Source organism: Flavobacterium hydatis, assembly GCF_000737695.1.
Taxonomy (GTDB): Bacteria; Bacteroidota; Bacteroidia; order Flavobacteriales; family Flavobacteriaceae; genus Flavobacterium; species Flavobacterium hydatis.
Window position 1 is genome coordinate 50258 of record NZ_JPRM01000016.1, and the last position, 25794, is coordinate 76051.

At 32.3% G+C, this 25794-nt stretch carries 28 protein-coding genes; 17 read left to right on the forward strand and 11 right to left on the reverse strand.

Annotated features, from left to right (window positions below; all coding sequences use genetic code 11):
- Positions 1-153: 153 nt before the first annotated feature.
- The 5 genes from IW20_RS11780 to trmD all read right to left on the reverse strand — a co-directional run bounded on the left by IW20_RS11780 (position 154) and on the right by trmD (position 7426).
- Positions 154-975, reverse strand: a complete 822-nt coding sequence (locus IW20_RS11780; RefSeq protein ID WP_035622351.1) for a DUF4249 family protein — start codon at positions 973-975, stop codon at positions 154-156.
- Positions 976-1011: 36 nt separating this feature from the next.
- Entirely contained in the window at positions 1012-3393 is a 2382-nt protein-coding gene (locus tag IW20_RS11785) for a TonB-dependent receptor (protein WP_035622352.1), read from the reverse strand.
- A gap of 128 nt (positions 3394-3521) precedes the next feature.
- Positions 3522-5750, reverse strand: a complete 2229-nt coding sequence (locus IW20_RS11790; protein WP_035622355.1) for an NADP-dependent isocitrate dehydrogenase — start codon at positions 5748-5750, stop codon at positions 3522-3524.
- Between the two features lie 277 nt (positions 5751-6027).
- Positions 6028-6378, reverse strand: a complete 351-nt coding sequence (rplS, locus tag IW20_RS11795) for a 50S ribosomal protein L19 (RefSeq protein WP_035622357.1) — start codon at positions 6376-6378, stop codon at positions 6028-6030.
- Between the two features lie 367 nt (positions 6379-6745).
- On the reverse strand, positions 6746-7426 hold the full coding sequence (trmD, locus tag IW20_RS11800) for a tRNA (guanosine(37)-N1)-methyltransferase TrmD (protein WP_035622360.1): 681 nt from the start codon (positions 7424-7426) through the stop codon (positions 6746-6748).
- Positions 7427-7844: 418 nt separating this feature from the next.
- Between trmD and IW20_RS11805 the strand changes: the two genes are divergently transcribed.
- The 13 genes from IW20_RS11805 (at position 7845) to IW20_RS11860 (ending at position 17000) form a co-directional block, all read left to right on the forward strand.
- Positions 7845-8579 (forward strand): hypothetical protein, encoded by a 735-nt coding sequence (locus tag IW20_RS11805; RefSeq protein WP_051885713.1) that lies wholly within the window; start codon positions 7845-7847, stop codon positions 8577-8579.
- Between the two features lie 36 nt (positions 8580-8615).
- Entirely contained in the window at positions 8616-9482 is an 867-nt protein-coding gene (locus IW20_RS11810) for an archaemetzincin (RefSeq protein WP_035622363.1), read from the forward strand.
- A 32-nt stretch (positions 9483-9514) separates the two neighbouring features.
- Positions 9515-10369 carry a class D beta-lactamase gene (gene blaOXA / locus IW20_RS11815; protein ID WP_035622366.1) on the forward strand — a complete coding sequence of 285 codons (855 nt, stop codon included), beginning with the start codon at positions 9515-9517 and terminating at the stop codon, positions 10367-10369.
- Between the two features lie 144 nt (positions 10370-10513).
- Positions 10514-11194, forward strand: a complete 681-nt coding sequence (locus IW20_RS11820; protein ID WP_035622368.1) for a TIGR02117 family protein — start codon at positions 10514-10516, stop codon at positions 11192-11194.
- A 1-nt stretch (position 11195) separates the two neighbouring features.
- The gene (locus IW20_RS11825; protein ID WP_035622370.1) at positions 11196-11795 is read left to right on the forward strand and encodes a hypothetical protein; all 600 of its coding nucleotides are present in this window, start codon (positions 11196-11198) and stop codon (positions 11793-11795) included.
- 32 nt (positions 11796-11827) lie between these two features.
- The gene (yiaA, locus tag IW20_RS11830) at positions 11828-12220 is read left to right on the forward strand and encodes an inner membrane protein YiaA (protein WP_035622373.1); all 393 of its coding nucleotides are present in this window, start codon (positions 11828-11830) and stop codon (positions 12218-12220) included.
- A gap of 117 nt (positions 12221-12337) precedes the next feature.
- Positions 12338-13036 (forward strand): aspartate/glutamate racemase family protein, encoded by a 699-nt coding sequence (locus tag IW20_RS11835; protein WP_035622376.1) that lies wholly within the window; start codon positions 12338-12340, stop codon positions 13034-13036.
- 62 nt (positions 13037-13098) lie between these two features.
- Positions 13099-13449, forward strand: coding sequence for a cupin domain-containing protein (locus IW20_RS11840; RefSeq protein ID WP_035622379.1), 351 nt, complete (start codon positions 13099-13101; stop codon positions 13447-13449).
- Positions 13450-13476: 27 nt separating this feature from the next.
- Positions 13477-14148 (forward strand): sugar phosphate isomerase/epimerase family protein, encoded by a 672-nt coding sequence (locus tag IW20_RS11845; RefSeq protein WP_240478482.1) that lies wholly within the window; start codon positions 13477-13479, stop codon positions 14146-14148.
- A gap of 12 nt (positions 14149-14160) precedes the next feature.
- On the forward strand, positions 14161-14349 hold the full coding sequence (locus IW20_RS26700; RefSeq protein WP_240478483.1) for a hypothetical protein: 189 nt from the start codon (positions 14161-14163) through the stop codon (positions 14347-14349).
- A gap of 132 nt (positions 14350-14481) precedes the next feature.
- Positions 14482-15612 (forward strand): MFS transporter, encoded by a 1131-nt coding sequence (locus IW20_RS11850; protein WP_240478484.1) that lies wholly within the window; start codon positions 14482-14484, stop codon positions 15610-15612.
- 59 nt (positions 15613-15671) lie between these two features.
- Positions 15672-16604, forward strand: coding sequence for a peptidylprolyl isomerase (locus IW20_RS11855; RefSeq protein WP_035622385.1), 933 nt, complete (start codon positions 15672-15674; stop codon positions 16602-16604).
- 93 nt (positions 16605-16697) lie between these two features.
- A complete protein-coding gene (locus IW20_RS11860; RefSeq protein ID WP_035622388.1) occupies positions 16698-17000 on the forward strand; it encodes a c-type cytochrome in 303 nt (100 codons plus the stop codon).
- A 112-nt stretch (positions 17001-17112) separates the two neighbouring features.
- Here the strand turns inward: IW20_RS11860 and IW20_RS11865 are convergent, their stop codons facing one another.
- The 3 genes from IW20_RS11865 to IW20_RS11875 form a co-directional block, all read right to left on the reverse strand.
- A complete protein-coding gene (locus tag IW20_RS11865) occupies positions 17113-17511 on the reverse strand; it encodes a GreA/GreB family elongation factor (RefSeq protein WP_035622391.1) in 399 nt (132 codons plus the stop codon).
- Positions 17512-17913: 402 nt separating this feature from the next.
- Positions 17914-18468: a thioredoxin family protein gene (locus IW20_RS11870; RefSeq protein WP_035622393.1), complete on the reverse strand. Its 555-nt coding sequence runs from the start codon at positions 18466-18468 to the stop codon at positions 17914-17916.
- A 127-nt stretch (positions 18469-18595) separates the two neighbouring features.
- On the reverse strand, positions 18596-19489 hold the full coding sequence (locus tag IW20_RS11875; protein ID WP_035622395.1) for an alpha/beta fold hydrolase: 894 nt from the start codon (positions 19487-19489) through the stop codon (positions 18596-18598).
- 137 nt (positions 19490-19626) lie between these two features.
- Here IW20_RS11875 and IW20_RS11880 point away from each other — a divergent pair, with 137 nt between their 5' ends.
- Positions 19627-19962 (forward strand): tRNA-binding protein, encoded by a 336-nt coding sequence (locus tag IW20_RS11880; protein ID WP_035622398.1) that lies wholly within the window; start codon positions 19627-19629, stop codon positions 19960-19962.
- Positions 19963-20053: 91 nt separating this feature from the next.
- On the opposite strand, the gene IW20_RS11885 is transcribed toward IW20_RS11880, so the two are convergent.
- From IW20_RS11885 to IW20_RS11895, 3 genes are all read right to left on the reverse strand, one after another.
- Positions 20054-20608, reverse strand: coding sequence for an RBBP9/YdeN family alpha/beta hydrolase (locus IW20_RS11885; protein WP_035622401.1), 555 nt, complete (start codon positions 20606-20608; stop codon positions 20054-20056).
- A gap of 87 nt (positions 20609-20695) precedes the next feature.
- Positions 20696-21070, reverse strand: a complete 375-nt coding sequence (locus IW20_RS11890; protein ID WP_035622403.1) for a PUR family DNA/RNA-binding protein — start codon at positions 21068-21070, stop codon at positions 20696-20698.
- Positions 21071-21139: 69 nt separating this feature from the next.
- Positions 21140-22918, reverse strand: a complete 1779-nt coding sequence (locus tag IW20_RS11895) for an ABC transporter ATP-binding protein (RefSeq protein WP_035622405.1) — start codon at positions 22916-22918, stop codon at positions 21140-21142.
- Between the two features lie 202 nt (positions 22919-23120).
- On the opposite strand from IW20_RS11895, the gene IW20_RS11900 reads away from it, so the two are divergent.
- The 3 genes from IW20_RS11900 to yajC all read left to right on the forward strand — a co-directional run bounded on the left by IW20_RS11900 (position 23121) and on the right by yajC (position 25697).
- Complete coding sequence (locus tag IW20_RS11900) at positions 23121-24227, forward strand: Glu/Leu/Phe/Val family dehydrogenase (RefSeq protein ID WP_035622407.1); 1107 nt, start codon at positions 23121-23123, stop codon at positions 24225-24227.
- 254 nt (positions 24228-24481) lie between these two features.
- Positions 24482-25393, forward strand: a complete 912-nt coding sequence (gene nusB / locus IW20_RS11905) for a transcription antitermination factor NusB (RefSeq protein WP_035622480.1) — start codon at positions 24482-24484, stop codon at positions 25391-25393.
- A 31-nt stretch (positions 25394-25424) separates the two neighbouring features.
- Positions 25425-25697: a preprotein translocase subunit YajC gene (gene yajC, locus IW20_RS11910; RefSeq protein ID WP_035622409.1), complete on the forward strand. Its 273-nt coding sequence runs from the start codon at positions 25425-25427 to the stop codon at positions 25695-25697.
- The last annotated feature ends 97 nt before the right edge of the window (positions 25698-25794 follow it).

Consider the following 25794-nt stretch of genomic DNA (forward strand, 5'->3'; position numbering starts at 1 on the left):
ATTATTACTACAAAATGATATTAAAAGATGATTGGTATTACGAATTAGCTAATATGGTTTTTAAAAGATAAATAAATAAAAAAAGACAACCGTTTTAGGTTGTCTTTCTTATAAGTAGCAAGGATTTAACAAATCAAGCAGCTTTTTAGGATATTACTCAATCGTATATTTTTTAGTATCAACCTCTCCAAGAGAGAAATAACCTAAAGGGTAGTCATTTGCATTGGTTATATTTATAACATTTCCTCTTAAAGTTGCTGGAGGAGATTGAAAAGGTCCACCACTATTATCACCAGAAATACTAGTTAATATATTCATGTAATTATAATAACTTTTAGAGATTCCGATGTGGCTTATTTCAACCTGATCTCCAGGTTTTAAATCGTCACTGTGTGAAGTACTAAAAAACTCGTTTCCGTTAAAAAACTTATCATCAACTGCTGAATAGCTGGATAGTATCTGATTAGAATATGTGTAATGGTATAAGTAATAATTTGTTTCATCTACAGGATCATTGTAGTATGCTTTTAACTCAATTTCATCTTTTGCAAAACCACCATCATTAGTTTGTACTATTCGGGTAATTGGAGATACCGATTTTAAAACTTCGGTTGCAACATAAGTATTTCCGCCACTAATAACGGTTAAGACATAGGTTTCGTTAAGTACAGGTTCAAAATTTGTACATACATATTTTCCTGTTTGAGGGATTTCTATAAAATTGAATACTTTATTGGTGCTGTTTTTTATAGATATTGTAGCTCCGGAAACAACAGGAATTACGGGATTGTAATAACCAGTTGTAGTGGTTAATTTTATCACTTGCTGATTTCCTGTAGTTCCTTTTACCCAACTAATATCAGCTTCAACTACTAACTTAGGAGGTTGTGTTTTTAAATCTACTTCTACAACTTCTTCGCAGCTTGTAAAAAATAATGCGGAGAAAAATACAATTAATAGGCTTATTTTTTTCATATAGATATATTTTTATTTCTCTTAGAGAGAAGTGAATTAAAATTTGAAATTATAACTAACAGCAGGAACCATTCCGAAAATCGAAGTTTTTACAGCTTCATTGTATCCTGTATCACTATTTTGTCTAAAATTAATAGAGGCAGCATTTTGTCTGTTATATAAGTTATAAATACTAAATACCCATTCGCCTTTCCAGTTTCTGTCTTTGTTAGATCGAGGAGTTAATGTTGCCGAAATGTCTAAGTGATGGTAAGCAGGTAATCTGTTTTCATTTCGTAAACCATAACTCGGAACTTTTACACCACGATATTCATAATACCCAGTTGGGTAAGTTACAGGTTGTCCAGATTGTAATGCGAAGTTAGCGCCAAATGACCATTTCTCGTTTAGTGTATAAGCAGTTGTTACAGCTAGATTATGTAGTTTGTCATAGGCTGAATTGTACCATTGTCCGTTATTAATTCCTGGTTCGTCTGGAGTTCTTCCCGGAGTTTGTTGTTCAGATTTAGATAAAGTATAAGAAACCCATCCAGTAAGTTTTCCGACATTCTTTTTAACCATTAACTCTAAACCATAAGAACGCATTCTTCCGTTTAAGATAACTTGTTCAATGGCATCATTTGCAATTAAATCTGCACCATCAATATAGTCCAGTCTATTTTTAATTTTTTTATAATACGTTTCTACTTCTAGAGAATAATCTCCATCCTTAAAGTTTCTAAAATAACCCAAAGCAACCTGATCCGCAAGTTGTGGTTTAATATACTCATCACTCGGCATCCATACATCAAGAGGAGTAGGAGATGAGGTATTAGATATTAATTGTAAATACTGAGCCATTCTGTTATAACTAGCTTTTACAGCTTGGTCTTCGTCGATTTGATATCCAATAGAAAAACGAGGTTCTAAATTATTATAACTAAACATTGATTTGTTTTTGCCATAATATTCTGTTCCTATAGGAGTTGCTTTTTCATAAATTTGTTGAGCAGGATTAAAAAGAACAGGATTATTGTTTTCGTAAAGATTAAGAGTCGAAGCTCCTAAACGATAGAACAAACTAAAACGAAGTCCGTATGAAAGGGTTAATTTCTTAGCAATTTGATTTTCGGCTTCAATATAAATAGCAGGTTCAAAAGCATATTTTTTATCTAATTGATCAGGGTTAACACCAGAGGTTACATCTGTTGGTTTTATAGTTCCTGGATTAAATTGATAGTAAATACCATTTAAACCATAATTCAATTTGAATTTATCAGAAATATAATTTTTGAAATCATACTTAACGTTGTAATTCTTGATACCAGAATCCCATTTAAATCCTGCTGTATCTAAATCTAGTCCGTAATAATAATCACTGTAAATTAAAGATAGATTAGAGAATAATTTATCAGAGTATAAATGATTCCAACGCAGGTTGAAAGTAGTGTTACCATACGTATTAGAAAATATTTTACTTATTTTAAAAACGTCACGTCCAAAATAACCAGATAAATACAAACTGTTATTATCATTTAATTTATAACTGAATTTAGCATTTAAATCATAAAAATATGCTGAATTGTCTTTCATATCATCTGTTAGTTTTAAGAACAAATGGGCATAAGAAGCTCTACCACCTATTAAGAACGATCCTTTATCTTTTACTAATGGACCTTCGGCAAGAAGACGACTCGAGATTAATCCGATTCCACCATTCATATGGAAATCTTTACTATTCCCGTCTTTTTGATAAATATCCAAAACAGAAGAAGCTCTACCACCGTAACGAGCAGGAATTCCGCCTTTGTATAATTTTAAATCTTTAATAGCATCAGGATTAAATACAGAGAAGAAACCAAAAACGTGAGAAGAATTAAAAATAGTAGCTTCATCAAGAAGAATTAAGTTCTGATCTGCACCACCACCACGTACATTAAAACCTGCTGCACCTTCGCCAGCATTAGTAACACCAGGCAATAATAAAATAGATTTTAAAACATCGACTTCACCCATAACAACAGGCATTTTCTTTATTGCCGAAATAGAAAGTTTGTTTACACTCATCTCGGGAGTACGAGTATTTGCTCTTCCTCTATTATCGGTAATAACTACCTCTTGGAGTTCTTCGCCACCTTCTTTTAAGGAGAAATTATTTTTAACATTTTTTGTCAAAGAAATGGTGCTTTCAAAAGATTGATACCCAACATAACTTATTTCTACCTGATACTCTCCTTTTGGAGCTGTAATAGAGTAAAAACCATATTCGTTTGTTGTAGTGCCAATTTTTAATGAAGGGATGTAAATGTTGACTCCGATTAAGGTTTCATTATTTTTAGAGTCAGAAATGGTACCGCTTAGGGTAAATTTTTCTTGTGCGAAAGAAGAAAAAGCAATGAGAAATACAATAAGAAACGAGCTAACTTTTTTTGTGATCATTGTTTAAATTTTGAATTCCCTAGTATGACGGTAGAAGATAGAAAATATTACAAAACTAATGTTAAATATGCGTTAAAAAAAAGGCAGCCGTTTCGGGCTGCCTTTAAGGAGAGAAATATAATGAGAAATTATATTTTAGCTATTTTAGCCAAGATTGTATTAAATGTTGAGCTTGGACGCATTGCTTTACTAGTTAATTCAGGACTTGGTTGGTAGTATCCACCTATGTCTTGAGGTTTTCCTTGAGCAGCAATTAATTCAGCGTTGATTTTATCTTCATTCTCAGCAAACTCAGCTGCAATAGGAGTGAAGATAGCTTTTAATTCAGCATCTTTATCTTGAGCAGCCAAAGCCTGAGCCCAATAGAATGCTAAGTAAAAATGAGAACCACGGTTATCAATTTGTCCAACTTTACGTGCTGGAGATTTATCTGTAGCAAGGAACTTGTCATTTGCCTCATCAAGAGTTTCAGCAAGAACAATTGCTTTAGAGTTGTTTAATGTTTGACCTAAATGCTCTAATGAAGCACCAAGAGCCAAGAATTCTCCTAATGAATCCCAACGTAAGTAACCTTCTTGAGTAAATTGCTCAACGTGTTTAGGAGCAGAACCTCCAGCACCAGTTTCAAACAATCCACCACCATTCATTAAAGGAACGATAGATAACATTTTGGCAGAAGTACCAACTTCAAGAATTGGGAACAAATCTGTAAGGTAATCACGTAATACGTTTCCAGTTACAGAGATAGTATCTAATCCTTTAATGATTCTGTCAAGAGTAAAGTTTGTAGCATCAATTGGGTTCATGATACGAATATCTAAACCAGTAGTGTCATAATCTTTAAGGTAAGTTTTTACTTTCTCGATTAATTCTCTATCGTGTGCTCTGTTTTCGTCTAACCAGAAAATAGCAGGAGTGCTAGATAAACGAGCTCTGTTTACAGCTAGTTTTACCCAGTCCTGAATAGGAGCGTCTTTTGCCTGACACATTCTAAAGATATCTTTATCCTCAACAGCCTGTTCCATTAAAACAGTTCCGTTAGCATCAACCACACGTACAACACCATCACCTTTTATTTGGAAAGTTTTGTCATGAGATCCGTATTCTTCTGCTTTTTGAGCCATCAAACCTACGTTTGGTACACTTCCCATTGTAGTTGGGTCAAAAGCACCGTGTTTTTTACAAAAATCGATAGTTGCAGTATAAACACCAGCATAAGAACGATCCGGGATAATAGCAACAGTATCTTGTTGTTTTCCTTCTTTGTTATACATCTGTCCAGAAGTACGAATCATAGCAGGCATAGAAGCATCTACAATTACATCCGAAGGAACGTGTAAGTTAGTAATCCCTTTATCAGAGTTTACCATTGCTAGAGCAGGACCGTTAGCAATAGCAGCATCTAAAGCAGCTTCAACTTCGGCTTGTTGAGGAGTTCCTGCAATTTTTGCATAAACATCACCCAATCCGTTTCTAGTATCAATATTTAATTCGCTAAATAAAGTAGCGTATTTTTCGAATACATCTTTAAAGTAAACCTCTACAATTGCACCAAAGATAATTGGGTCAGAAACCTTCATCATAGTAGCTTTCAGGTGAACCGAAAGTAAAATGTTTTCTTTTCTGGCTTCTTCAATAGTTTCAGCCACAAAGCTTTTTAAAGCTTTTAAGTTTAAAACAGCACTGTCAATAATTTCCCCAGCTTTAAGCGGAGTGCTTTCTTTTAAAACAGTAGTTGTTCCGTCTTTAGCAACAAACTCAATTTTTACATCAGTAGGATTTGCAACAGTAAGCGATTTTTCACTTCCGTAAAAATCACCGTTTGGCATAGATGCTACGTGAGTTTTAGAGTCAGCAGACCAAGCACCCATAGAGTGAGGATTTGCTTTTGCAAAATTCTTCACAGCTCTTGGAGCTCTACGATCAGAGTTACCTTCACGTAAAACAGGGTTTACAGCAGAACCTAATACTTTAGCATATTTAGCTTTAATTTCTTTTTCAGTATCGTTTTGAGGATCTTCAGGGAAATTAGGGATTTTATACCCGTGAGCTTGCAACTCAGCAATAGCCGCTTTTAATTGCGGAACCGAAGCTGAGATGTTAGGTAACTTAATAATGTTAGCCTCCGGTTTAGTAGCAAGTTGCCCTAACTCAGCCAAGGCGTCCCCTGTTTTTTGAGAATCGGTCAAGTACTCCGGAAAATTAGATAAAATTCGAGACACCAACGAAATGTCTCTAGTTTCAATAGCAATACCCGCTGTAGCAGTAAATTCTTGTACAATAGGCAAGAAAGAATAAGTCGCTAATAAAGGCGCCTCATCAGTTAAGGTGTAAACAATTTTTGAATTCTGTGTCATTTTTTTTTTTTTTAATATAATCGTATCGCTAGGAACGGCGATGTAAAAGGTATGGTTGTCTCAAAATGAGCGGAGCAAATATAAGAAAAACAGTCCGAAAACGGTTGCGTTTTTATTAGAATTCCTTAAATTAACAGATTGCCATTTTAAGGAGTTATAATTAACAAATCAATGGTTTTCAAGCCAAAGAATTACTGTTTTATCAGTTTGTTTAGAACAAAAAAAATCCCGATTCACAAATAATGAATCGGGATCTTTATGGTAAAGAGATAAAAAATTATCTTCTTTTGTCTCTAATCTTAGCTTTTTTACCAGTAAGTTCTCTGAAGTAGAAAATTCTAGCTCTACGTACAGCTCCTCTTTTGTTAACCTCAACTTTTTGTAAAGCTGGTAAGTTAACTGGGAAAATACGCTCAACTCCAATAGCACCAGACATTTTACGAATAGTAAAAGTCTCTGTGTTAGCAGAACCTCTTCTTTGGATAACAACTCCTTTAAAAAACTGAGTTCTTGTTTTTTCACCCTCTCTAATTTCGTAGTAAACTGTGATAGTATCTCCAGCTCCGAAAACAGGAAAATCTTTTCTTGTAACAAATTCGTCTTTAACGAATTTCATTAAATCTGCCATGATATCTTTAAATTATGGTTTTGTAATAGAGTAACATACACGGACTTCGCCAGAGGTTAGTCTAATTTGGCTGCAAAGATAGAAAAAATGTTTAAAGTTTAAAGTTTTTCTTCTTTAAAGTTTACTGTTACAGTGTTCAGTCTCAGTTTTTAGTATTCAGTCTCAGTTTGCAGTCAGTCAGTTAGTTGCAGTTTACAGTTACAGTATTCATTTTGTAGTGTTTACTCTCAATATTTGGGCGTAAATATAATTTATAGTCTTTACTCTCAATCCTTAATACGCCAGTTTGTAAACTGTAAACGGCAAACTGAGACTGACTGACTGTAAACTGAGACTGAATACTAAATAAAAACTGAATACTAAAAACTTATTTCTCTTCAAGAAGATCAGGACGTCTGTTTTTAGTATGTTCATACGCCATATCTTCCCTCCATTTATCAATTTTAGCAAAGTGACCGCTGGTTAAAACATCAGGAACTTTCCAACCTTTATAATCGGCAGGACGAGTATATATAGGACCAGACAATAAATTATCCTGAAAACTATCTGTCAAAGCCGAAGTCTCGTCGCTTAAAACACCAGGAATCAAACGAATCAAAGCATCAGATAAAACCAAAGCCCCCAATTCGCCACCAGATAAAACATAATCGCCAATCGAAATTTCTTTAGTAATAAAATGATCGCGCACACGCTGATCTACACCTTTATAATGACCACATAAAATAATAATGTTTTCAAGCATCGACATCGTGTTAGCCATTTTCTGGTTTAGCGTTTCCCCGTCAGGCGACATATAAATAATCTCGTCGTATTCTCTTTCGCTTTTTAAATGCGTGATGCAAGCATCAATTGGCTGAACCGTCATAACCATTCCAGCACCACCGCCAAAAGGATAATCATCAACACTCTTCTGTTTATTGGTTGTATAATCGCGTAAATTATGAAAATGAACTTCGACAATTCCCTTGTCAATAGCACGTTTCATAATCGAAGCTTCAAACGGGCTTCGCAATAACTCAGGTAAAACAGTAATAATATCTATGCGCATTTTTTCTTTTCAAAAGGTTCTAGGCTGCAAAGATACAAAGTAAATATTTGAGAAATTTAAAGATTTAAAAATTGAAGGATTTAAAGATTTTTGAATTAAGCATGTCACTTTTACATTTCACAATTAAACGATTAGCCAAATCAACATCACATATCTTGCGATTAAACAAATTACCTAATCAGGATGTCACAATTAAACAATTAACCAAATCAACAATTCATAATTAATAATTCACAATTATAATAAGGAGCTATTTCCTGCTGTTCACTATATCTTTTTCTGGCAAAAAGAGCCAGAAAAAGGATGCCGTTTCCATCAGGGCTAGACACATCAGAAATCATGATTTTTGAATGGATATATTATTTTTAATTGTATTTTCGGCTAAAGAAAAACCCTCTATACTATATTGAAAATAAAAATGAACAGCGATTACACAAAAGATTATATAGAGTTATCTAAAGAGTTTAGAAAATCGAATGCATCAATACAAAGTGTCGAGAAACTTTATGATTTACTTTATGAATTAGAGAATACCAACAGAACAAAAGAAGAAGATTTAGTTCTTTCAAATATTTACAGCCTGTTAGGATTTCATAAATCAGCTTACGAAGTTTTTAAAACAATTGCCGATTTAACCAATAGAAAAGAGGCAACCAAAATGTATGTACTGGAAGAAAAATCCAAATCACACAAAAATAACTTCATCATAAAAGATATCAGAAAATATCGGGAAAAGAAAGAACAACCCAAACTAGAGATAAGTGATTTTGTAGTATCAAAGAATTATAAAAACCAATTTAAAATCGTTAATAAAGAAATCATCATATTTAATAAAACAATTAAAGAAGATACAATTTCAATTCAACTCCCAAGCGAACATATTGAGAATTATTCAAATAAAATAATCAAGTGTATGAATTGGTTAAGTGATTGCAAAACAGATTTAATCGATTTTTATAATAGAGAATATAAAGAAGATATAGCAAATAAAGATTGGTACGATACGTTAGTAATTTATAACACAAGAATAATTATAGAAGATTCTGGAGTTGTCTTTTGTTCCATTTCAGGAGGAGATGATTTTTATCAAGACCATTTATTAGATATAGAAATAACTAATGATATAGTAATATCGATGAATTATAATGGGTAAAAGAAAATATAATTCCAGTAAAAAAAACAACCTTTTATGAAAAAACTAATACTCTTACTATTCCTGACTATCTGTTCGTGTAATCAGAATAAGGAAGATCAATACTTTGATGCTATAGCAGACAATGATGTGAAGTTATCAAGACCTGTTGAAGGAGAGTGGCTTTTTACACATAAAGAAAAGGGACAAAGTTTTGAGCAATTTATAAATTCTAGACACGTAGTTCCAACAGATAATTCAAATATTATTTATATAAGACCTATTGGGAATTTTAATGATTTACAAAAGAAACAAATCGAATTAGTTAGAGAATATCTTGAGATTTTCTTTCAATTAAAAACTAAAACATTAGAAAAATTCTCTAATGATATAATCCCTGGTTCAGCCAGACGAATTGGACATGAAGATAATGAACAGTTCTTGGCAGGTTATATTTTAGATAGTGTACTTAAAAAAGAAAAACCATTAAATAGAATTGCTTTAATGGCATTAACAGAAGTAGATTTGTTTCCTAAACCTGAATGGAATTACGTTTTTGGGTTAGCATCTTATAGAGATAAAATAGGAGTAAGTTCCATTTATAGATTACAAGATGAGGTACTAACACCAACTAATTTTGATTTATGTTTATCTCGATTACTAAAAACATGTTCTCACGAAATAGGACATATGTTCGGATTGTATCATTGTATAACGGCCGATTGTGTCATGAATGGGACAATTAGTTTAGTAGAAACAGACAACAGCACCATTAGGTTATGTTCAGCTTGTCAGAGAAAATTAAATTCGAGTATAAAGTATGATAATAAGAAAAGATTAATCGAACTAGAAAAATATTTTGAGAAAGTTAAACTCGGCGATGCAACACAATTAATGAAGAAAGATCTAGAAAAGATTCAATAAAAAATAAGCTAATAATAAATAAATAACAAAAAATGAAAACTCCAGCACTAATCCTATCTTTTTTTTTATTGATAAACCTAAACGCAAGTTGCCAATCTAAAAACAAAGAAAACAAGCCCGAAACTAAAAAAGAAACAGGAAAAGACAAAGAAGTTGTTGTTGCTGAATTTGGAAAAATCCTCGATAGCTTAAAAGTAAAAGGTTCAATATTAGTTTATGATAGCAATAAAAAGACCTATTATTCTAATGATTTTAATTGGGCAAAAAGAGGAAATATTCCAGCATCGACATTCAAAATTCCTAATTCGATTATAGCATTAGAGACTGGAGTGGTAAAAAGTGATTCGTCAGTTTTTAAATGGAATGGAGAAAAACGATGGATGAAAGCTTGGGAACAAGATTTAACACTCAAGCAAGCGTTTAAAGTTTCGTGTGTTCCTTGTTATCAGGAAATCGCAAGAAAAGTTGGAGTGAAAAGAATGAAAGCCTATCTAAAAAAACTAGATTACAATACAATGGTTTTTGATACCCTGACAATTGATAATTTTTGGTTAGAAGGGAAATCAAGAATTACTCAATTCCAGCAAATTGATTTCTTAAAAAGATTATATCAGTCTGAATTACCTATTTCTAAAAGAACCGAATCGATAATGAGAGATATCATGGAAGTTGAAAAAACGAATGATTATGTTTTAAGAGGAAAAACTGGTTTGTCTAATACTAACGAAATCAGGAATGGTTGGTTTGTAGGTTATTTTGAAAATAAGAATGGAGTTTACTTTTTTGCAACAAATATAGAACCAACTAAAGAAACTAATCAAGATGATTTTATAGCTATCCGACTTAATGCAACCAAGGCGGCATTAAAAAATCTTCAAAAAAGATAAGTTTTTGGTCTTCTTTTTGCTAAATATTCAGAATTAACCAGTGAATTTTAGAAGGATTTATTATTTAAAAATATTTTTGTTTTATTAAATAAAATACTACTATTTTAGCGAAAAATTAGAAAATTAACTAACCACAAAACCACATTGAAAAAAGTCCTTAAAATTATTGGTAAAATACTACTTGCCTTCGTAGCATTTATTTTACTGTATGTTGTTCTCGCATATTCTATTTCGAGAATTACAGTAGAAAGAGAACCAAATACCAAAGAAGAAGTTACTATTTATATCATGACAAACGGTGTGCATACCGATATTGTAGTTCCAACCCGTAATGAATTTATGGACTGGAGCAAAGAGATAAAGTATGAAAATACGATTTCTAAAGATACAACCTATCAATATCTAGCAATGGGTTGGGGAGATAAAGGATTTTATCTAGAAACGCCAAACTGGTCAGACCTTAAAGCATCGACAGCGCTTAAAGCTGCATCTGGATTAAGTAATACTGCCATACACGCAACCTACTTTTCGAATATAAAAGAAAACGAAAGCTGTAAAAAAATCGTAATCAGTAAAGAACAATACGTTCGCTTAGCAGATTATATAAAAAACAGTTTCAAGAAAGATGAAAAAGGACAATTTATACACATAATAACAGATCAGAACTACGGAAAAAGAGATGCTTTTTATGAAGCAACCGGAAGCTATAGTTTGTTACATACCTGTAATACTTGGGCAAATAATGCCTTAAAAGTAAGTGGTCAAAAATGTTGTTTCTGGACACCGATAGATTCTGCGATTTTTGCGAAATACGAAACCAAATAAAATGGAGCCAGTTACCAAAAAGAATCTTGAAAAAGTAATAGGAGGACTATTCCTGATGATTATAAATACTATAATCTGGACATTAATTACTGAGTATAATCTTGAGAATAAAGAGAGAGTTGTAGGAGCTTCATTAGGAATTATAATTTTAGGCTTTTTGTTTTTTTACTTTCGATTTATAAAGTTTTATAAAAGTATAGTAGATGGTAATGATACTATTAAAACAAAAGAAGAAGAAAAAAAAGACAAATGGTTTTTAATAATATTTGGGTTAGAAGCATTAGCAATATTTCTGGTAAAAAATATTTTAGTCAACATAAACCACAATGAATTATTTATTCCTTTTTTCGCCCTGATTGTTGGATTACACTTTTTTCCATTAGGAAAGTTGTTCAATAGAAAATTCGATTTTTATATCGGAGCCTGGACAACAGTAATTGCAATTGTTGGTATTTATATAATAATTCAAAAAAACACCACAGTAAATTTTGCTAATGTAATTGTAAGTATTGGTTGCGCAATAGCGACTATTAGTTACGGTACAAAAATGATTATCGAAGGGCAAAAAGTAATAGCCAATAGCAAAGTTTCTAAAAAATAATACATTAACTCAACTATAAATTAAACTTAAAAATGGTACAAAAAACGTCGAATGCGTTTGTCGCAGCCTCATGGATTGCTATGGGAGCGGGAATTATTGGTTACTTAGTAGGACTTGCCAGAGCCGAAATGTTATTAAATGAAAAAGGATATTACTTTACGGTTTTAATGTTCGGATTGTTTGCCGTAATCTCATTACAAAAAAGTGTACGAGATAGATTAGAAGGATTTCCTGTAACTGATATTTACTACGGAATTTGCTGGTTTGGTACAATTTTGTCAATTGCTTTATTAACGATTGGACTTTGGAATGCTACTATTTTGCCAAGCGAAAAAGGGTTTTATGCTTTTGCATTTCTATTAGGAATTTTTGGAGCAATTGCAGTTCAAAAAAACACCAGAGATAATTTAGCTATTAAGGAATAAAAAAAATACTTTTACAATAGCGGTTTCAAACGATTTGAGTCTCAGGCTTATTTTATAATCGTTTGAAACTGTTTTGCTTTGGCGATAAGCTATAATTAGTTAAATAAATATATTGATATGAAAAAAATTGGGCTTGTTGGTGGTATTAGTTGGGTTTCGACAATAGATTATTATCGATTTATAAACGAAGGGATAAACGAGAAATTAGGCGGACTTAATTTTGCCGAGTGCATTATTTACTCCTTAAATTTCGATGATTTCCAAAGAAATAATACAGCCAATAATTGGGATGTAACATTTGAGTTAATCACTAATGCTTGTAAAAACTTAGAAAAAAGTGGAGCCGAAGCAATAGTTTTATGTGCTAATACAGCACATGCAGTTGTAGAAAGAGTAGAGAAAGAAATTTCGCTACCAATTATTCATATTGCAACAGCTACAGCAAACGAAATAAATAAGAAAGGATTAAAAAAAGTAGGTTTGTTGGGAACAAAATTCACAATGGAAATGGATTTTTACAAAGACAAACTTGCTGAACATGATATCGAGACAATTATTCCTTATCTTCAGGATGAACGAGATTATATCCAGAAAACATTAAAAGAAGAATTAGGAAGAGGAATCATCAATGAGCAAACTAAAAGAGCTTATATAATGGTCATTAATAAAATGATAGAGAATGGAGCCGAAGGAATTATTCTTGGATGTACCGAAATCCCTATGATTATAAGTCAGGATGATATCTCAGTTCCAGTTTTTGATACAACAAAAATTCATTCAGCAGCAGCAGTAAATTTTGCATTGTCATTAAGTTAAAGAACTATATAATGCAGGAGATAAAATAACAAGAAGAAGAGTTAAACTAAAATATAGATATTATGCAAAGTTTAGGAGCAAGTGAAAAATTTCTATTTAATGATGAAATAGAGTGGGAAGTTGTTGGCGAAGGGATCAAACGTAAGATAATGGCATACGACGACAAGATAATGTTAGTTAATGTACATTTTGAAAAAGGAGGCATAGGAGTTTTACACGAACATTATCATTCGCAAGTTACATATGTAGCTAGCGGAAAATTTGAAGTAACTATCGATAACGTGACAAAAACATTAAAAGGAGGAGATAGTTTTTATATTCCACCACATGCAATACATGGAGTTGTTTGTTTAGAAAGTGGACTCTTGACGGATGTTTTTAGTCCAATACGCGAAGATTTTCTGAAAAAGTAAAAGAATCGTCTAAAATGTTTATTTGGTATGGTGTCAAGAAGAAACTTTATAATCAATACGAGTATTGCTGCCGCTACAGTTTGTTTAATTCCATCTTTTGCATTTGCGTCCAATAAAAAAACAATTGGATTACAGTTGTACACATTAAGAGATGAATTACCGAAAGATGTAAAAGGGACTTTAGAGAAAGTGGCGCTTGCGGGATATACCGAAGTTGAGTTGTATGGATTCTCCATTAAAGATAAGTTTTGGGGGTTATCACCTCAAGAGATAAAGAAACTGCTGGACGCTAATGGATTAAAAGCTGTGAGTGGCCATTACGGATTAGGAACATATTTGTCCGACGGAAATACTACTGAACTAGAAGCTGCGATAAAAGCAGCTAAAATTTTAAAGAGTGAATATATTACAGTTCCGTGGCTCGACGAAAGTTTAAGAAAAAGCGCAGATGATTACAAAAAGATAGCTTCGTTGTTAAACAAAGCTGGGGAAATGTGTAAAGAAGCAAGTTTAAAATTAGCGTATCATAATCATGATTTCGAATTTAAAAAATATGGAGACATAACAGGTTATGAAATTCTGCTAAAAGAGACCGATAAAAAGTTAGTTTCTTTTGAAATGGATTTATATTGGATGGCGTATTCTAAAATTGATCCAATACAATTGTTTAAACAAAATCAAGGACGTTTTACAATGTAGCATGTAAAAGACATGGATAGAAATAATGTAACTTTAAATACAGAGATAGGTTCAGGAATTGTCAATTTCAAATCTATTTTTGCAGAAGCAGAACTTTCTGGGATGAAACATTTCTTTGTAGAACAAGAAACAAACTATAAACCAAATGCCATTGAATCAATAAAAACTAGTTATAGATATATTACAAATGATCTTATTTAGGCTTGTTGATTTTTAGATGATTAGCTTGTGGTAGAGTTGCGTTTGGGGAATTTTATGCTTTTTTTAAAGTTTTGTTAAAAATTAGAGTAGTATTTTTGCAAAATGAATTTATCCAAAACTAGTGTCATGTTTATGGCAGTTTGCACTGGACTTATAGTTGCAAACCTTTATTATTGTCAGCCCTTAATTGTTTTAATTGCCAACGAATTTAAGATTCCTGAAGCCGATGCAGGAACAATAACTTACCTTACTCAAGCAGGTTACGCCATCGGACTCTTTTTTATGGTACCGCTTGGTGATAAAATCGAACGTAAAAAACAGATTTTAATTACTACACTTGCAACAGTAATTGCATTAGTAATTGCAGCTACAGCCCAAAGTTTTTTAGTATTAGAAATCGCATCACTTCTTATCGGAATTACCTCAATAGTTCCTCAATTAATATTGCCTTTGGCAGCCTCATTAAGTGAGCCTAGCCAGCGAGGTAAAGTTGTGGGAACGATTATGAGTGGTTTACTTGTCGGGATTTTATTATCTAGAACTTTAAGCGGAATTATTGGTGATCTTTGGGGTTGGCGATCTATGTTCTGGATTGCTGCCGGAATATGTTTGCTAATGTTTTTTGTTATGCAAAAACAGTTTCCATACAATAAACCAGTATTTCATGGTTCATACGGGCAATTATTGCAATCGCTTTTTACACTTATAAAAACACAACCTCTATTACGAGAGGCAACAATAATCAATGCATTTTGTTTTGCACAATTTGGTGCATTCTGGACAACAATGGTATTATTACTATCAGACACGCCGTTTCTTTTTAGCAGTTCAACGATAGGACTTTTTGGTATTGTTGGAGCTTCGGGAGCTTTGGCAGCACCATTAGTAGGAAGATTAGGAGATAAAGGAAACTCAAGAATAGCTGTAGGTTACGGTTGTTTATTAATGCTGATAAGCTTTATTATATTCTACTTTTCGGGAAGCAGCATCGTAGGAATCATAATAGGAATTGTTTGTATAGACATAGGAATTCAAGGAGTACATATTTCAAACCAAACAAGAGTTTACTCATTATTACCAGAAGCAAGAAATAGATTAAACACCGTATTTATGTCATTTAGCTTTTTAGGAACAGCTGCAGGTTCAGCTTACGGACTGTTTTTATGGAAACTAGGAGGTTGGCATGCAGTAACTATAGGATGTGCTGTTCTGGCATTGTCATCATTATTAGTTTATGGATTAACATATAAATCTAAAAAATAGAAAGATAAACGAATATCAAATTAATTCGTAAATTTGCTCATCAATAAAAAATAAAAACAATGGAAAACGGAATATATGCTAAATTCAACACTAGTAAAGGTTCGATTTTAGTAAAATTAGCTCACGATTTAACACCTGGGACAGTTGGTAACTTCGTAGGTTTAGCAGAAGGAAATTTAGAAAATAAGATTAAACCACAAGGAAATAAGTTTTACGACGGATTAAAATTTCATAGAGTAATTCCTGATTTCATGATTCAAGGTGGTTGTCCACAAGGAACTGGAACAGGTGGTCCTGGATATAAATTTGATGATGAATTTCACCCAAGTTTAAAACATGATCGTCCAGGAGTTTTAGCAATGGCAAATTCAGGACCTGCAACAAATGGTTCTCAATTTTATATAACTCACGTTCCAACAAGCTGGTTAGACGGAAAACATACTGTTTTTGGTCACGTTGTAGAAGGTCAGGATATTGTTGATGCAATTGCTCAAGGAGATGATTTGACTAATGTAGAAATCGTAAGAGTAGGTGAAGAAGCTGAAAAGTGGAACGCTATCGAAGCTTTTATCGCTTTTAAAGGAGAACGTAACAAACGTGATGCTGCAATGAAAGCTGAGGCTGAAGCTGCAATAGAAAAACTTGCTGCAGGTTTTGAAAAAACAGAAAGTGGTTTACGTTACCAATTTATCCAAAGAGGAGATGGTAAAAAAGCAGAAAACGGAAAAACTGTTGCTGTACACTACGAAGGATCATTAGATAATGGTAAAGTATTTGATTCTTCTTACCCAAGAAAAAAACCAATCGAATTTAGATTAGGTCAAGGTCAGGTTATCGAAGGTTGGGACGAAGGAATTGCTTTATTGAAAGTTGGAGATAAAGCACGTTTTGTAATTCCATCTCACTTAGGATACGGTCCATCTGGAGCAGGAGGAGTTATTCCACCAAACGCAAACTTAATTTTTGACGTTGAATTAATGGACGTTAAATAATAAAAAATAAGCAAAATTATATTTTGTAATATTTGAATCCCAAAGCGAGAGTTTTGGGATTTTTTTTATATTTACTTCAAAAAAAACTAAAAAATGAAATCAAGAATTTTAACCATAGCAGCATTAGCTGTGATTGTTTTTTCGTGCGCTACTAAAAAAGAAGCTACAAAAGTTGTAGAAACTGCTGAACCTGTAAAAGCTACAGAAGTTACTCCAGCATTAGCTTCGGGGCAAAGTCTTTACGATAATAATTGTGGCAAATGCCATAAATTATTTAAAGCTACAGATTTTACAAAAGAAGATTGGAAACCAATTTTGGTACGTATGCAAAAGAAAGCGCATCTTGATGATACACAAATGGCTTCGATTTCAGATTATATTACTTCACAGTTGTAAAAGAATCTATATATAATCAGTATTATAAAACTATTCGGTGAGATATCTGGATAGTTTTTTTGTTTTAAATCAGGCATAAAAAAACACCTTCACGAGTGAGGTGTTTAAAAAATTACGGATTGCTTACAGGTAAAGCATTAGATACCGCGATTATTTTTAAAGTCTTTATTCCAGCAGGCAATTCCCAATCTACTTCGTCATTTTCTTTAAAGCCGATAATAGCAACACTTAATGGAGCTAGTATAGAAATTCTTCCTTCTTTTACGTCAGCGTGTGAAGGTAGAACGATTTGAATTTTCATCTGTTTCTTTGCCTTGACATCTTCAATTGTGACATGCGAATTGATTCTTATAATCGAATCATCAAGTACATCTCCTTTACTAATAATAGCTCGGTCTAATTCTTGTGCAAGTTGTCCGACCTCTTTAGAGTTTGTAGCGTTTTTACTTTTTAATATCAATTCCCTCAAGAGTTGATAATCTGTTGAACAGAAAGTGGGTGTTGGTTTCATATCTATTGTATTATTTTTATTAGAATGAGATTTTTATTCTAGGCAATCTCAAAAGCCTCGTATTTGTTTTAATTTAAAATACAGGATTTATGTTTATTATAAATGCAAAAAATGTAAAGTGGTAAAAGGCGTAGAAATTATAAATTTTAGCACAAAGGAAAAATCCGTTGTGAATAAAATGAATAACTAAATTTTAAAATGTAATCCTCCGCCTGAAAGAAGAAATTGAAATAGACGGAGGCCTAATTTACGAAGGCCTTGGTGTGCGAATTTAATACAACGACACGTGGTTTTCTTGCGAAAGAAAACAACAATGAAATGATTGTCAATTGTATAATGCTCAACATGAGGATTGTTTATTATGAATTGCAAAGTTAATCAAAGTTTTTCAATGATTAATTTTTATTTCCATTTAATATTGCAACCGATACTTGGCTTCTGGGGATTTTTAATATTTCGGTTGTAAATTAAAGAGTCTATAGCATTTCTTAAATCGCTTCCGCTAAGAGTAATTCCGTTGCCAGGTCTTGAATCGTCTAGCTGTCCACGATAAAATAATTTATCCTGATTGTCAAATAAGAAAAAATCAGGCGTACAAGCAGCATCATAAGCTTTTGCAACTTCTTGAGTCTCATCATATAGGTAAGGGAAGTCCATTTTGTGAGTAAACGCAAATTCAGTCATAAAATCTGGCCCATCCTGAGGATATTGAGTGGCATCATTGCTAGAAATAGCTATAACGCCAATTCCTTGTACACGATAATCATTGGCAATCATAACAACTTCCTCGATAACATGAAGTACAAATGGGCAATGATTACATATAAACATTACTAGAGTTCCTTTTGTACCTTTTAAATCGTTATAAGAGTACTCAAAATTAGAATTAGTATCTTTTAGTTTAAACTGTGGAGCAAGAGTACCAAGCGGTAACATGTTTGAAAGAGTTCGAGCCATTATTTCAGAATAATTAATTAGTCAAATTTAACTTTAAAATTCTGCATAAGAGGGCATAAGTGATAAAAAAATATCCAAAGAAGCTTTTATTTATTAGTAATTAGCTCTTTGGATATTTATATGGGATTTAAGAATTTAAGAAACTCAATAAATCTGAATTTAGTCTGTCCTTTTCAGTGTAAAATATTCCGTGTGGTTCCCCTTCATAAATAATATACGTATTGTCACGAATTGATTCGGCTGCCTTTTTTGATGTCAACTCAATAGGAACTATTTTATCAGCATCACCGTGAATAATTAAAGTGGGTACATTTATAGCGTCAAGTTCATCCCTAAAATCAGTATTCGAGAAAGATTCTGCACATTTTAATGTAGCTCGAGGAGAAGCAAATGAACACAACATTTTATAATATTCCAATAAAGAAGTGCTTAGAGGGCGGTTGATGATCGTTATCCCAAAAAAAGTCTTTCCGAAATTATCCAGAAATTCGATTCGATCCTCTTTAATAGCATTTGCAGTTATTTCACTTTTTTCTTTTGGATGACCTTCGGGATTATCATCGGTTTTTAATAAAAAGGGAATAATCGAAGAAATTAATGCTGCTTTAGTAACTCTCTTTCCGCCATGACGGCTAAAATAGCGTACCACTTCGCCACCACCCATAGAAAAACCTACCAATGTTGCATCCTCAAGTTCTAATTGTTCGATGATTTCTTTTAAATCATCGGTAAGAGTATCATAATCATAACCGTCCCAAGGTTGTGAAGATTTACCAAAACCGCGACGGTCATACGCAATTACCCTATAATTATTCTGAACTAAAAAGTCTATTTGGTATTCCCACATTTCATTAGAAAGAGGCCAACCATGAATAAGAATAACAGGTTTTCCCTGGCCATAATCTTTTACATATAGTTTTACATTTGATGCGGTTTCTATATATTTGTCTGTAGATGGTTGAGTTAAGTTAAACTGAGAATCTCTTAGAGATTGACTAGGGCTAATTTGAATATTTTCCATTTTATATTTTTTAAATTAGAGCAGATTATTTGGTTTTCGTAAAAGTAAAAGCAATAAAAAAAATATATGTTATATAATTAACTGTAATACTTACAATATTAATAGGTTGCAAAATAATAATTTAGTAAAAATAAAATATGGATTTAACTTGGTCGGAATTTGAAAGAGTAGAAATGAGGGTAGGAACAATTATACAAGTAGATGATTTTCCTGAGGCTCGTAAACCTGCTTATCAGCTTACAATAGATTTTGGAACAGAAATCGGAATTCGAAAATCATCTGCACAAATCACCAAGCGATACTCCAAAGAAGATTTAGCAAATAGACAAATCGTAGGTGTAGTTAATTTTCCTAGAAAACAAATAGGGAAATTTATGAGCGAATGTTTAGTAATTGGTGCAGTAGGCGAGGATGGAGATGTTATCTTGTTAGCGCCTGATTTTAAAATCGAAAACGGTTTGAGAATAGGGTAATTAGTTTACAATCTCAGTTTCAGGTTACTCAAACTGAGATTGTAGACCAAGAATGTAAACTGAGATTGAGTACTGAGATTGAGTACTGGGACTAAATTTTTATATCAATCTTCTCAATCAATTGTTTTAAAATTTCTTGTCCTTCTTCCCAGTATTCTAAGTCAGATGCAGAATTGATATGTCCTCTTAAGCCAACATCTACAAAATCGCTTCCCCACACTTGGGCAAAATAAGCAGTTCTTTCTATAGTGGCATATTCATCATTTTGACTTCCTACGACTATAGATGGGAATTGTAATTTTGTTGTAGGTATAGGAGAGAAATTACGAATACTATCAGGAGTATGAATTGGAGAATCTACATCGGCAGGAGCAACAAGTAATGCGCCTATGATATGAGGATTGTTATTAGTTTTTGCCCAATGCATAACAAGTGAAACGGCCAAACTATGAGCAACTAAAATGGTTGGTTTGTCTATTTTAGAAATTATTTCGTTTAATCTTTCTAGCCAATCTTTTAATACAGGTTCATCCCAATTATCCTGAACGAGTTTGGTTGCATTTTTAAACTTTTTAAGCCAATAAATTTGCCAATGTTTTTCGCCAGAATCACCAAGACCTGGTAATATTAATAGATTTGCTTCCATTATAGGTGTTTTTGAAATTTAAAAGATATAAAAAAAGTCCAAAAAATGACTAGATTTTGGACTTTCTACTTCTTAACAGTGATTTGATTAAATATCATCAAAATCAATATCTGTAAAACTCGACCTGTGAGATACAACTTCTTCTTTATCTGAACTGTATTCTTTCTTGAAATCTTTCTGATGTCTTTCAGAGATTACTTCTTCTCCTTTATGATTTAAAACATATGAAGTCATTTCTCCCAGAATTTCTGCGAAAGCGCTAAAATCTTCTTTATACAAGTAAATCTTATGTTTCTTAAAATGGAAAGAACCGTCTTCTTCTGTGAATTTTTTGCTTTCGGTAATCGTGATATAGTAATCGTCTGCTTTTGTAGCTCTTACATCAAAGAAATAGGTTCTTCTTCCTGCTCGTAGTACTTTAGAAAAAATCTCTTCTTTTTCTAACATGTCATTTTCTCTCATAATCCGTTCTATCAATTTTTTTATTTAATAGCAATCAAAAATCTTAAAAAAATATCTATTATACAACAATTAAAGTAATTCTTTTTCGGAAAGTTGTTTTAAATATAATGCCGAATAATAGCCTTCTTGATTTATCAATTGATTATGAGAACCTTGTTGGATGATTTTTCCTTCTTCTAATATGATAATTCTATCTGCGTTTTTGGCAGACGATACACGATGACTCACAATAATGGTTGTTTTGTCTTTACAAATTTGAAACAAGTTATTTAAAATTGTTTCTTCAGTCTCAGTATCCACGGCAGATAAGCAATCATCAAAAAGTAAAATAGCTGGATTCTTAATAATAGCTCTGGCGATAGAAACACGTTGTTTTTGTCCGCCTGAAAGAGTGATTCCTCTTTCTCCTAGTATTGTATCGTATTGTTTATTAAAACCAATAATGTTATCATGAACAACGGCATTTTTTGCAGCCTCAATAACTTCTTCGTCGGTTGCATTTTGGTTACCAAACTTAATATTGTTTTTAATACTATCAGAGAATAAAAATGCGTCTTGAGGTACTATGCCTATATTGTTGCGTAAATCATTAAGATTTAATTTGCTTATTTCATTACCGTCAATCGTAATTTGCCCTTGAGGAACATCGTATAGACGTGAAATTAAAGATAATATTGTTGATTTTCCTGAACCAGTCTTGCCTAAAATAGCTAAAGTTTCTCCTTTTTTTACAGTAAATGATACATTTTTTAAGGCAGTTATATTAGTGTCTTCGTAAGTATACGTTACGTTTTCAAAAGCAATTGTACCATCGATAGGCGAATGATTTGGATTATTGTTCTTGATTTCCGGTTCAATTTTTAAAAACTCATTTAATCTTTTTTGTGATGCTTCAGCTTCCTGTACCATTGATGAAACCCAACCAAGAGAAGCTACAGGCCAAGTAAGCATATTTACATATAAAATAAACTCGGCAATTGTTCCAAGGCTTTTTATACTTGCGTTAATGTACATTACACCACCAAAATAAATTACAACAAGATTACTGATTCCGATTAAGGCAATCATTAATGGACCAAATAACGATTGTACTTTGGCAAGATTCAGACTTTTGCTTTTGCTTTCATTTGCTAAATCAATCATATTGTTTTGGTGCTGATTTTCTAATGAATAGGCTTTAATTACTCGAATACCTGAGAAAATTTCTTGAGTAAAGCTTGAAACTTTCGATAGGTATTGCTGAAAAACAGTGCTTCGTTTATTGATTTCTGTGCTTAATTTAAAAATACAATACGATAATATAGGAAGCGGTAAAATGGTATATAAAGTTAAAAGCGGCGAAACATTGTACATATATATGATCACGATTGCAAATCGAATAAAAGTATTAATCGTGTACATTACCGCTGGACCTACATACATACGAACTTTAGAAACGTCTTCGCTAATACGATTCATTAAATCGCCAGTTCGGTTTTGTTTGTAAAAATTCTGAGATAGTTTTTCATATTGCTGAAAAACCTCATTTTTCAGGTCAAATTCGATATGGCGAGACATAACAATTAAGGTTTGTCTCATTAAAAAAGTAAGGAAACCAGCAACAATAGTTGTAGCTATAATTAGTAAAACGTTGTGTATGAGTTCTTCTCTGTAAAAAGACAATACAGCTTCAGAAGCTTTCTCCGCTTTTGGGAGTTTGTCAAACTTCTCAATTGCACTTAATGACTTGCTAATCAGTTTAGGAGTAAATAAAGAGAATATTTGTGCGATTATTGTGATAAAAATTCCTAAGGAAAAACTGTATTTATATTTAATAAAATATTTGTTTAAATAACGTAATTCTTTCATTTTTTTAAGATATTCTATGTTGAATTAAAATTGTTTTGCTAATAAGCTTCAATTTAGAGCAATTCACAGGATTTTTGTTAGAAAATATTTAATTACTGGATTGTTATTTTTTAATTAAAAAAATGCTGTATGTATATTTTTTGTATAAATTTGAAATGTCTTTTTGACAAATTCGTAATTTTAACTAATAAAAATTATTGCTATGAATGCAGCTTTCGCAACTGGAAAGGAACTTCAAAAAATGGATCCCGTTTTTGGTCAACTATCATTTGATGATCACGAACAAATTGTATTTTGCAACGACAAAGATACAGGTTTAAAAGCAATTATTGGTATTCATAATTCAGTTATGGGACCTGCTTTGGGAGGAACAAGAATGTTTAATTATGCTAACGAATGGGAAGCATTAAATGATGTTTTACGTCTTTCTAGAGGGATGACTTATAAAGCAGCAATTACAGGATTAAACATTGGTGGAGGTAAAGCCGTTATTATGGGCGATGCTAAAACTCAGAAAACACCTGAATTGATGCGTAAGTTTGGAGAATTTGTGCATTCTTTAAGCGGAAGATATATTACAGCCGAAGATGTTGGTATGGAAACCAGAGACATGGACATTGTAAGAGATGTTACTCCTTATGTAACTGGAATTTCTGAAGAAAGAGGTGGTTCAGGTAACCCTTCTCCAGTTACAGCTTACGGTGTGTTTTTAGGAATGAAAGCTGCTGTGAAACAACAATTTGGTTCAGATAGTGTAGCTGGTAAGAAAGTATTGGTACAAGGAATTGGACACGTAGGAGAAACTCTAGTTGATTATTTAACTAAAGAAGGAGCTATCGTAACTATTACAGATATCAACGAAGAAAAATTGTATGAAGTAGCTGCTAAATACGGTGCTACTATTTTTGCAGGAGATGATATATATAGTGCAGATGTTGATGTTTATGCACCATGTGCAATGGGAGCAACATTAAATGATGATACTGTAAAAAAAATAAAAGCTAAAGTTATTGCTGGTGCAGCTAATAACCAATTGGCAAACGAGAATGTTCACGGTTTAATATTACAAGAAAGAGGAATACTTTATGCTCCGGATTTCTTAATTAATGCTGGTGGAATTATCAATGTTTATGCAGAATTAGAGCATTATGATAAAGCTGAAATCATGCGTAAAACAGAAAATATTTACAATACAACGCTTGAAATTTTTGATTATGCTATTAAAAATAACATAACTACACATCAGGCAGCGCTAACAATTGCTCAAAATCGTATCGATTTAAGAAAAATCGAGAACAGCAAAAAGTAAAAATTAGTTTAGTTTAAAGTCTCAGTTTTCAGTCCCAGTTCCTAAGTGTGAATTGAGACTGCGAACTGAGACTTTTTTTTGTACTAAAAACTGAAGCTCTTTTTTATTGTTATAAAGCATAATTGTGACTGAAAACAATTCTTAAATAAAATAAATATAAATTTCATTATAAAGTATGAAATTCTTATTTTTGCAAACTAATTTTTAAATGTTCTTACAAGGTGGTAAATAGAAGACACATACGCGTTAAAGTAATGCAGTCCATTTATGCGATGCATCAAAACGGTTCTGATAATCTTGAAAAAGAAGAGAAATTTCTTTTTTATAGTATTGATAATATTCAGGATTTATATCTTGTGATGCTTTCTTCGTTAATCGAAATTTGTAAAAAAGAAACGATTTTTTTACACTTATCAAGCAAAAAACATCTTGCAACTCCTCAAGAGCGTAATCCTAATGAAAAATTCATTAAAAATGCAATTTTTCAAATCCTAGCCGAAAATAATTCTCTTAGTATCGCAATGGAGAATCGTAAAATTGATAATTGGACATTAAATGACGATTATATTTTACTGCTTCTTAATGATATAAAGGCGAGTAAGCAGTATGCTAAATACATGAGTAATGCAGTAAATACGTTTGAAGAAGACAAACAGTTTATTGTTGATTTATTTACTGAGGTAATCGTTCCTAATGAAAAATTATACGAGTATCTAGAAGATGATAAACTTACTTGGGTAGATGATATTCCTGTAGTAAATACACATATTATCAAACAATTAAAAGCGATTACGGCTGGAGAAGATGATAACTTTAGAGTTCCAAAATTGTATAAAGACAATGAGGATAGAGATTTTGTAAAAGACTTGTTTAGAAAAACAGTTTTAAACGAAACTGAATTTGCTAAAGAATATGTAGATAAAACTCCAAACTGGGATAGTGATCGTATTGCTGAAATTGATACAATTATCTTGAAAATGGCAATTTGTGAATTCTTAAAATTCCCTTCAATTCCAGTAAAGGTAACTCTTAACGAATATTTAGAAATTGCAAAAGAGTATTCTACACCAAAAAGTAGTATTTTTATCAACGGGATTTTAGATAATCTTGTAAAAGAACTAGAGACTAGCAAAAAGTTAATTAAAGCTGGTCGTGGTTTAATGTAATAATCAATTAAATAAAAACAGAATTTAAATTATGGAACAATTAACTCAATTTGCACCGTTTCTATTAATGTTTGTGGTAATCTATTTCTTTATGATTAGACCACAACAAAAACGTGCAAAAAATGAAAAAGAATTCGAAAGTAGCCTAAAAGTAGGTGATAAGATTATAACAAAAAGTGGTCTTCATGGTAAAGTTTCAGAGCTTGCAGAAACAACTGTAGTGATCGAAACAATGTCAGGAAAATTAAAGATGGAGCGTTCAGCAATTTCTATGGAAATGAGTGCGTCTTTAGCTAAGAAATAGTCAGCTTTAAATAAATAGTAAAGTCCCAATCCGAAATTTCGGATTGGGACTTTTTTTTGCTCAAAATAATTCTCTTCTTTTTTGTAACTCCCGTTCT

Bases quoted from the DNA above. Each gene is read 5' to 3' on its own strand.
- IW20_RS11780 (WP_035622351.1), bottom strand. From the start codon at position 975: ATGAAAAAAATAAGCCTATTAATTGTATTTTTCTCCGCATTATTTTTT.
- IW20_RS11785 (WP_035622352.1), bottom strand. From the start codon at position 3,393: ATGATCACAAAAAAAGTTAGCTCGTTTCTTATTGTATTTCTCATTGCT.
- IW20_RS11790 (WP_035622355.1), bottom strand. From the start codon at position 5,750: ATGACACAGAATTCAAAAATTGTTTACACCTTAACTGATGAGGCGCCT.
- rplS (WP_035622357.1), bottom strand. From the start codon at position 6,378: ATGGCAGATTTAATGAAATTCGTTAAAGACGAATTTGTTACAAGAAAA.
- trmD (WP_035622360.1), bottom strand. From the start codon at position 7,426: ATGCGCATAGATATTATTACTGTTTTACCTGAGTTATTGCGAAGCCCG.
- IW20_RS11805 (WP_051885713.1), top strand. From the start codon at position 7,845: ATGAACAGCGATTACACAAAAGATTATATAGAGTTATCTAAAGAGTTT.
- IW20_RS11810 (WP_035622363.1), top strand. From the start codon at position 8,616: ATGAAAAAACTAATACTCTTACTATTCCTGACTATCTGTTCGTGTAAT.
- blaOXA (WP_035622366.1), top strand. From the start codon at position 9,515: ATGAAAACTCCAGCACTAATCCTATCTTTTTTTTTATTGATAAACCTA.
- IW20_RS11825 (WP_035622370.1), top strand. From the start codon at position 11,196: ATGGAGCCAGTTACCAAAAAGAATCTTGAAAAAGTAATAGGAGGACTA.
- yiaA (WP_035622373.1), top strand. From the start codon at position 11,828: ATGGTACAAAAAACGTCGAATGCGTTTGTCGCAGCCTCATGGATTGCT.
- IW20_RS11835 (WP_035622376.1), top strand. From the start codon at position 12,338: ATGAAAAAAATTGGGCTTGTTGGTGGTATTAGTTGGGTTTCGACAATA.
- IW20_RS11840 (WP_035622379.1), top strand. From the start codon at position 13,099: ATGCAAAGTTTAGGAGCAAGTGAAAAATTTCTATTTAATGATGAAATA.
- IW20_RS11845 (WP_240478482.1), top strand. From the start codon at position 13,477: ATGGTGTCAAGAAGAAACTTTATAATCAATACGAGTATTGCTGCCGCT.
- IW20_RS26700 (WP_240478483.1), top strand. From the start codon at position 14,161: ATGGATAGAAATAATGTAACTTTAAATACAGAGATAGGTTCAGGAATT.
- IW20_RS11850 (WP_240478484.1), top strand. From the start codon at position 14,482: ATGGCAGTTTGCACTGGACTTATAGTTGCAAACCTTTATTATTGTCAG.
- IW20_RS11855 (WP_035622385.1), top strand. From the start codon at position 15,672: ATGGAAAACGGAATATATGCTAAATTCAACACTAGTAAAGGTTCGATT.
- IW20_RS11860 (WP_035622388.1), top strand. From the start codon at position 16,698: ATGAAATCAAGAATTTTAACCATAGCAGCATTAGCTGTGATTGTTTTT.
- IW20_RS11865 (WP_035622391.1), bottom strand. From the start codon at position 17,511: ATGAAACCAACACCCACTTTCTGTTCAACAGATTATCAACTCTTGAGG.
- IW20_RS11870 (WP_035622393.1), bottom strand. From the start codon at position 18,468: ATGGCTCGAACTCTTTCAAACATGTTACCGCTTGGTACTCTTGCTCCA.
- IW20_RS11875 (WP_035622395.1), bottom strand. From the start codon at position 19,489: ATGGAAAATATTCAAATTAGCCCTAGTCAATCTCTAAGAGATTCTCAG.
- IW20_RS11880 (WP_035622398.1), top strand. From the start codon at position 19,627: ATGGATTTAACTTGGTCGGAATTTGAAAGAGTAGAAATGAGGGTAGGA.
- IW20_RS11885 (WP_035622401.1), bottom strand. From the start codon at position 20,608: ATGGAAGCAAATCTATTAATATTACCAGGTCTTGGTGATTCTGGCGAA.
- IW20_RS11890 (WP_035622403.1), bottom strand. From the start codon at position 21,070: ATGAGAGAAAATGACATGTTAGAAAAAGAAGAGATTTTTTCTAAAGTA.
- IW20_RS11895 (WP_035622405.1), bottom strand. From the start codon at position 22,918: ATGAAAGAATTACGTTATTTAAACAAATATTTTATTAAATATAAATAC.
- IW20_RS11900 (WP_035622407.1), top strand. From the start codon at position 23,121: ATGAATGCAGCTTTCGCAACTGGAAAGGAACTTCAAAAAATGGATCCC.
- nusB (WP_035622480.1), top strand. From the start codon at position 24,482: ATGCAGTCCATTTATGCGATGCATCAAAACGGTTCTGATAATCTTGAA.
- yajC (WP_035622409.1), top strand. From the start codon at position 25,425: ATGGAACAATTAACTCAATTTGCACCGTTTCTATTAATGTTTGTGGTA.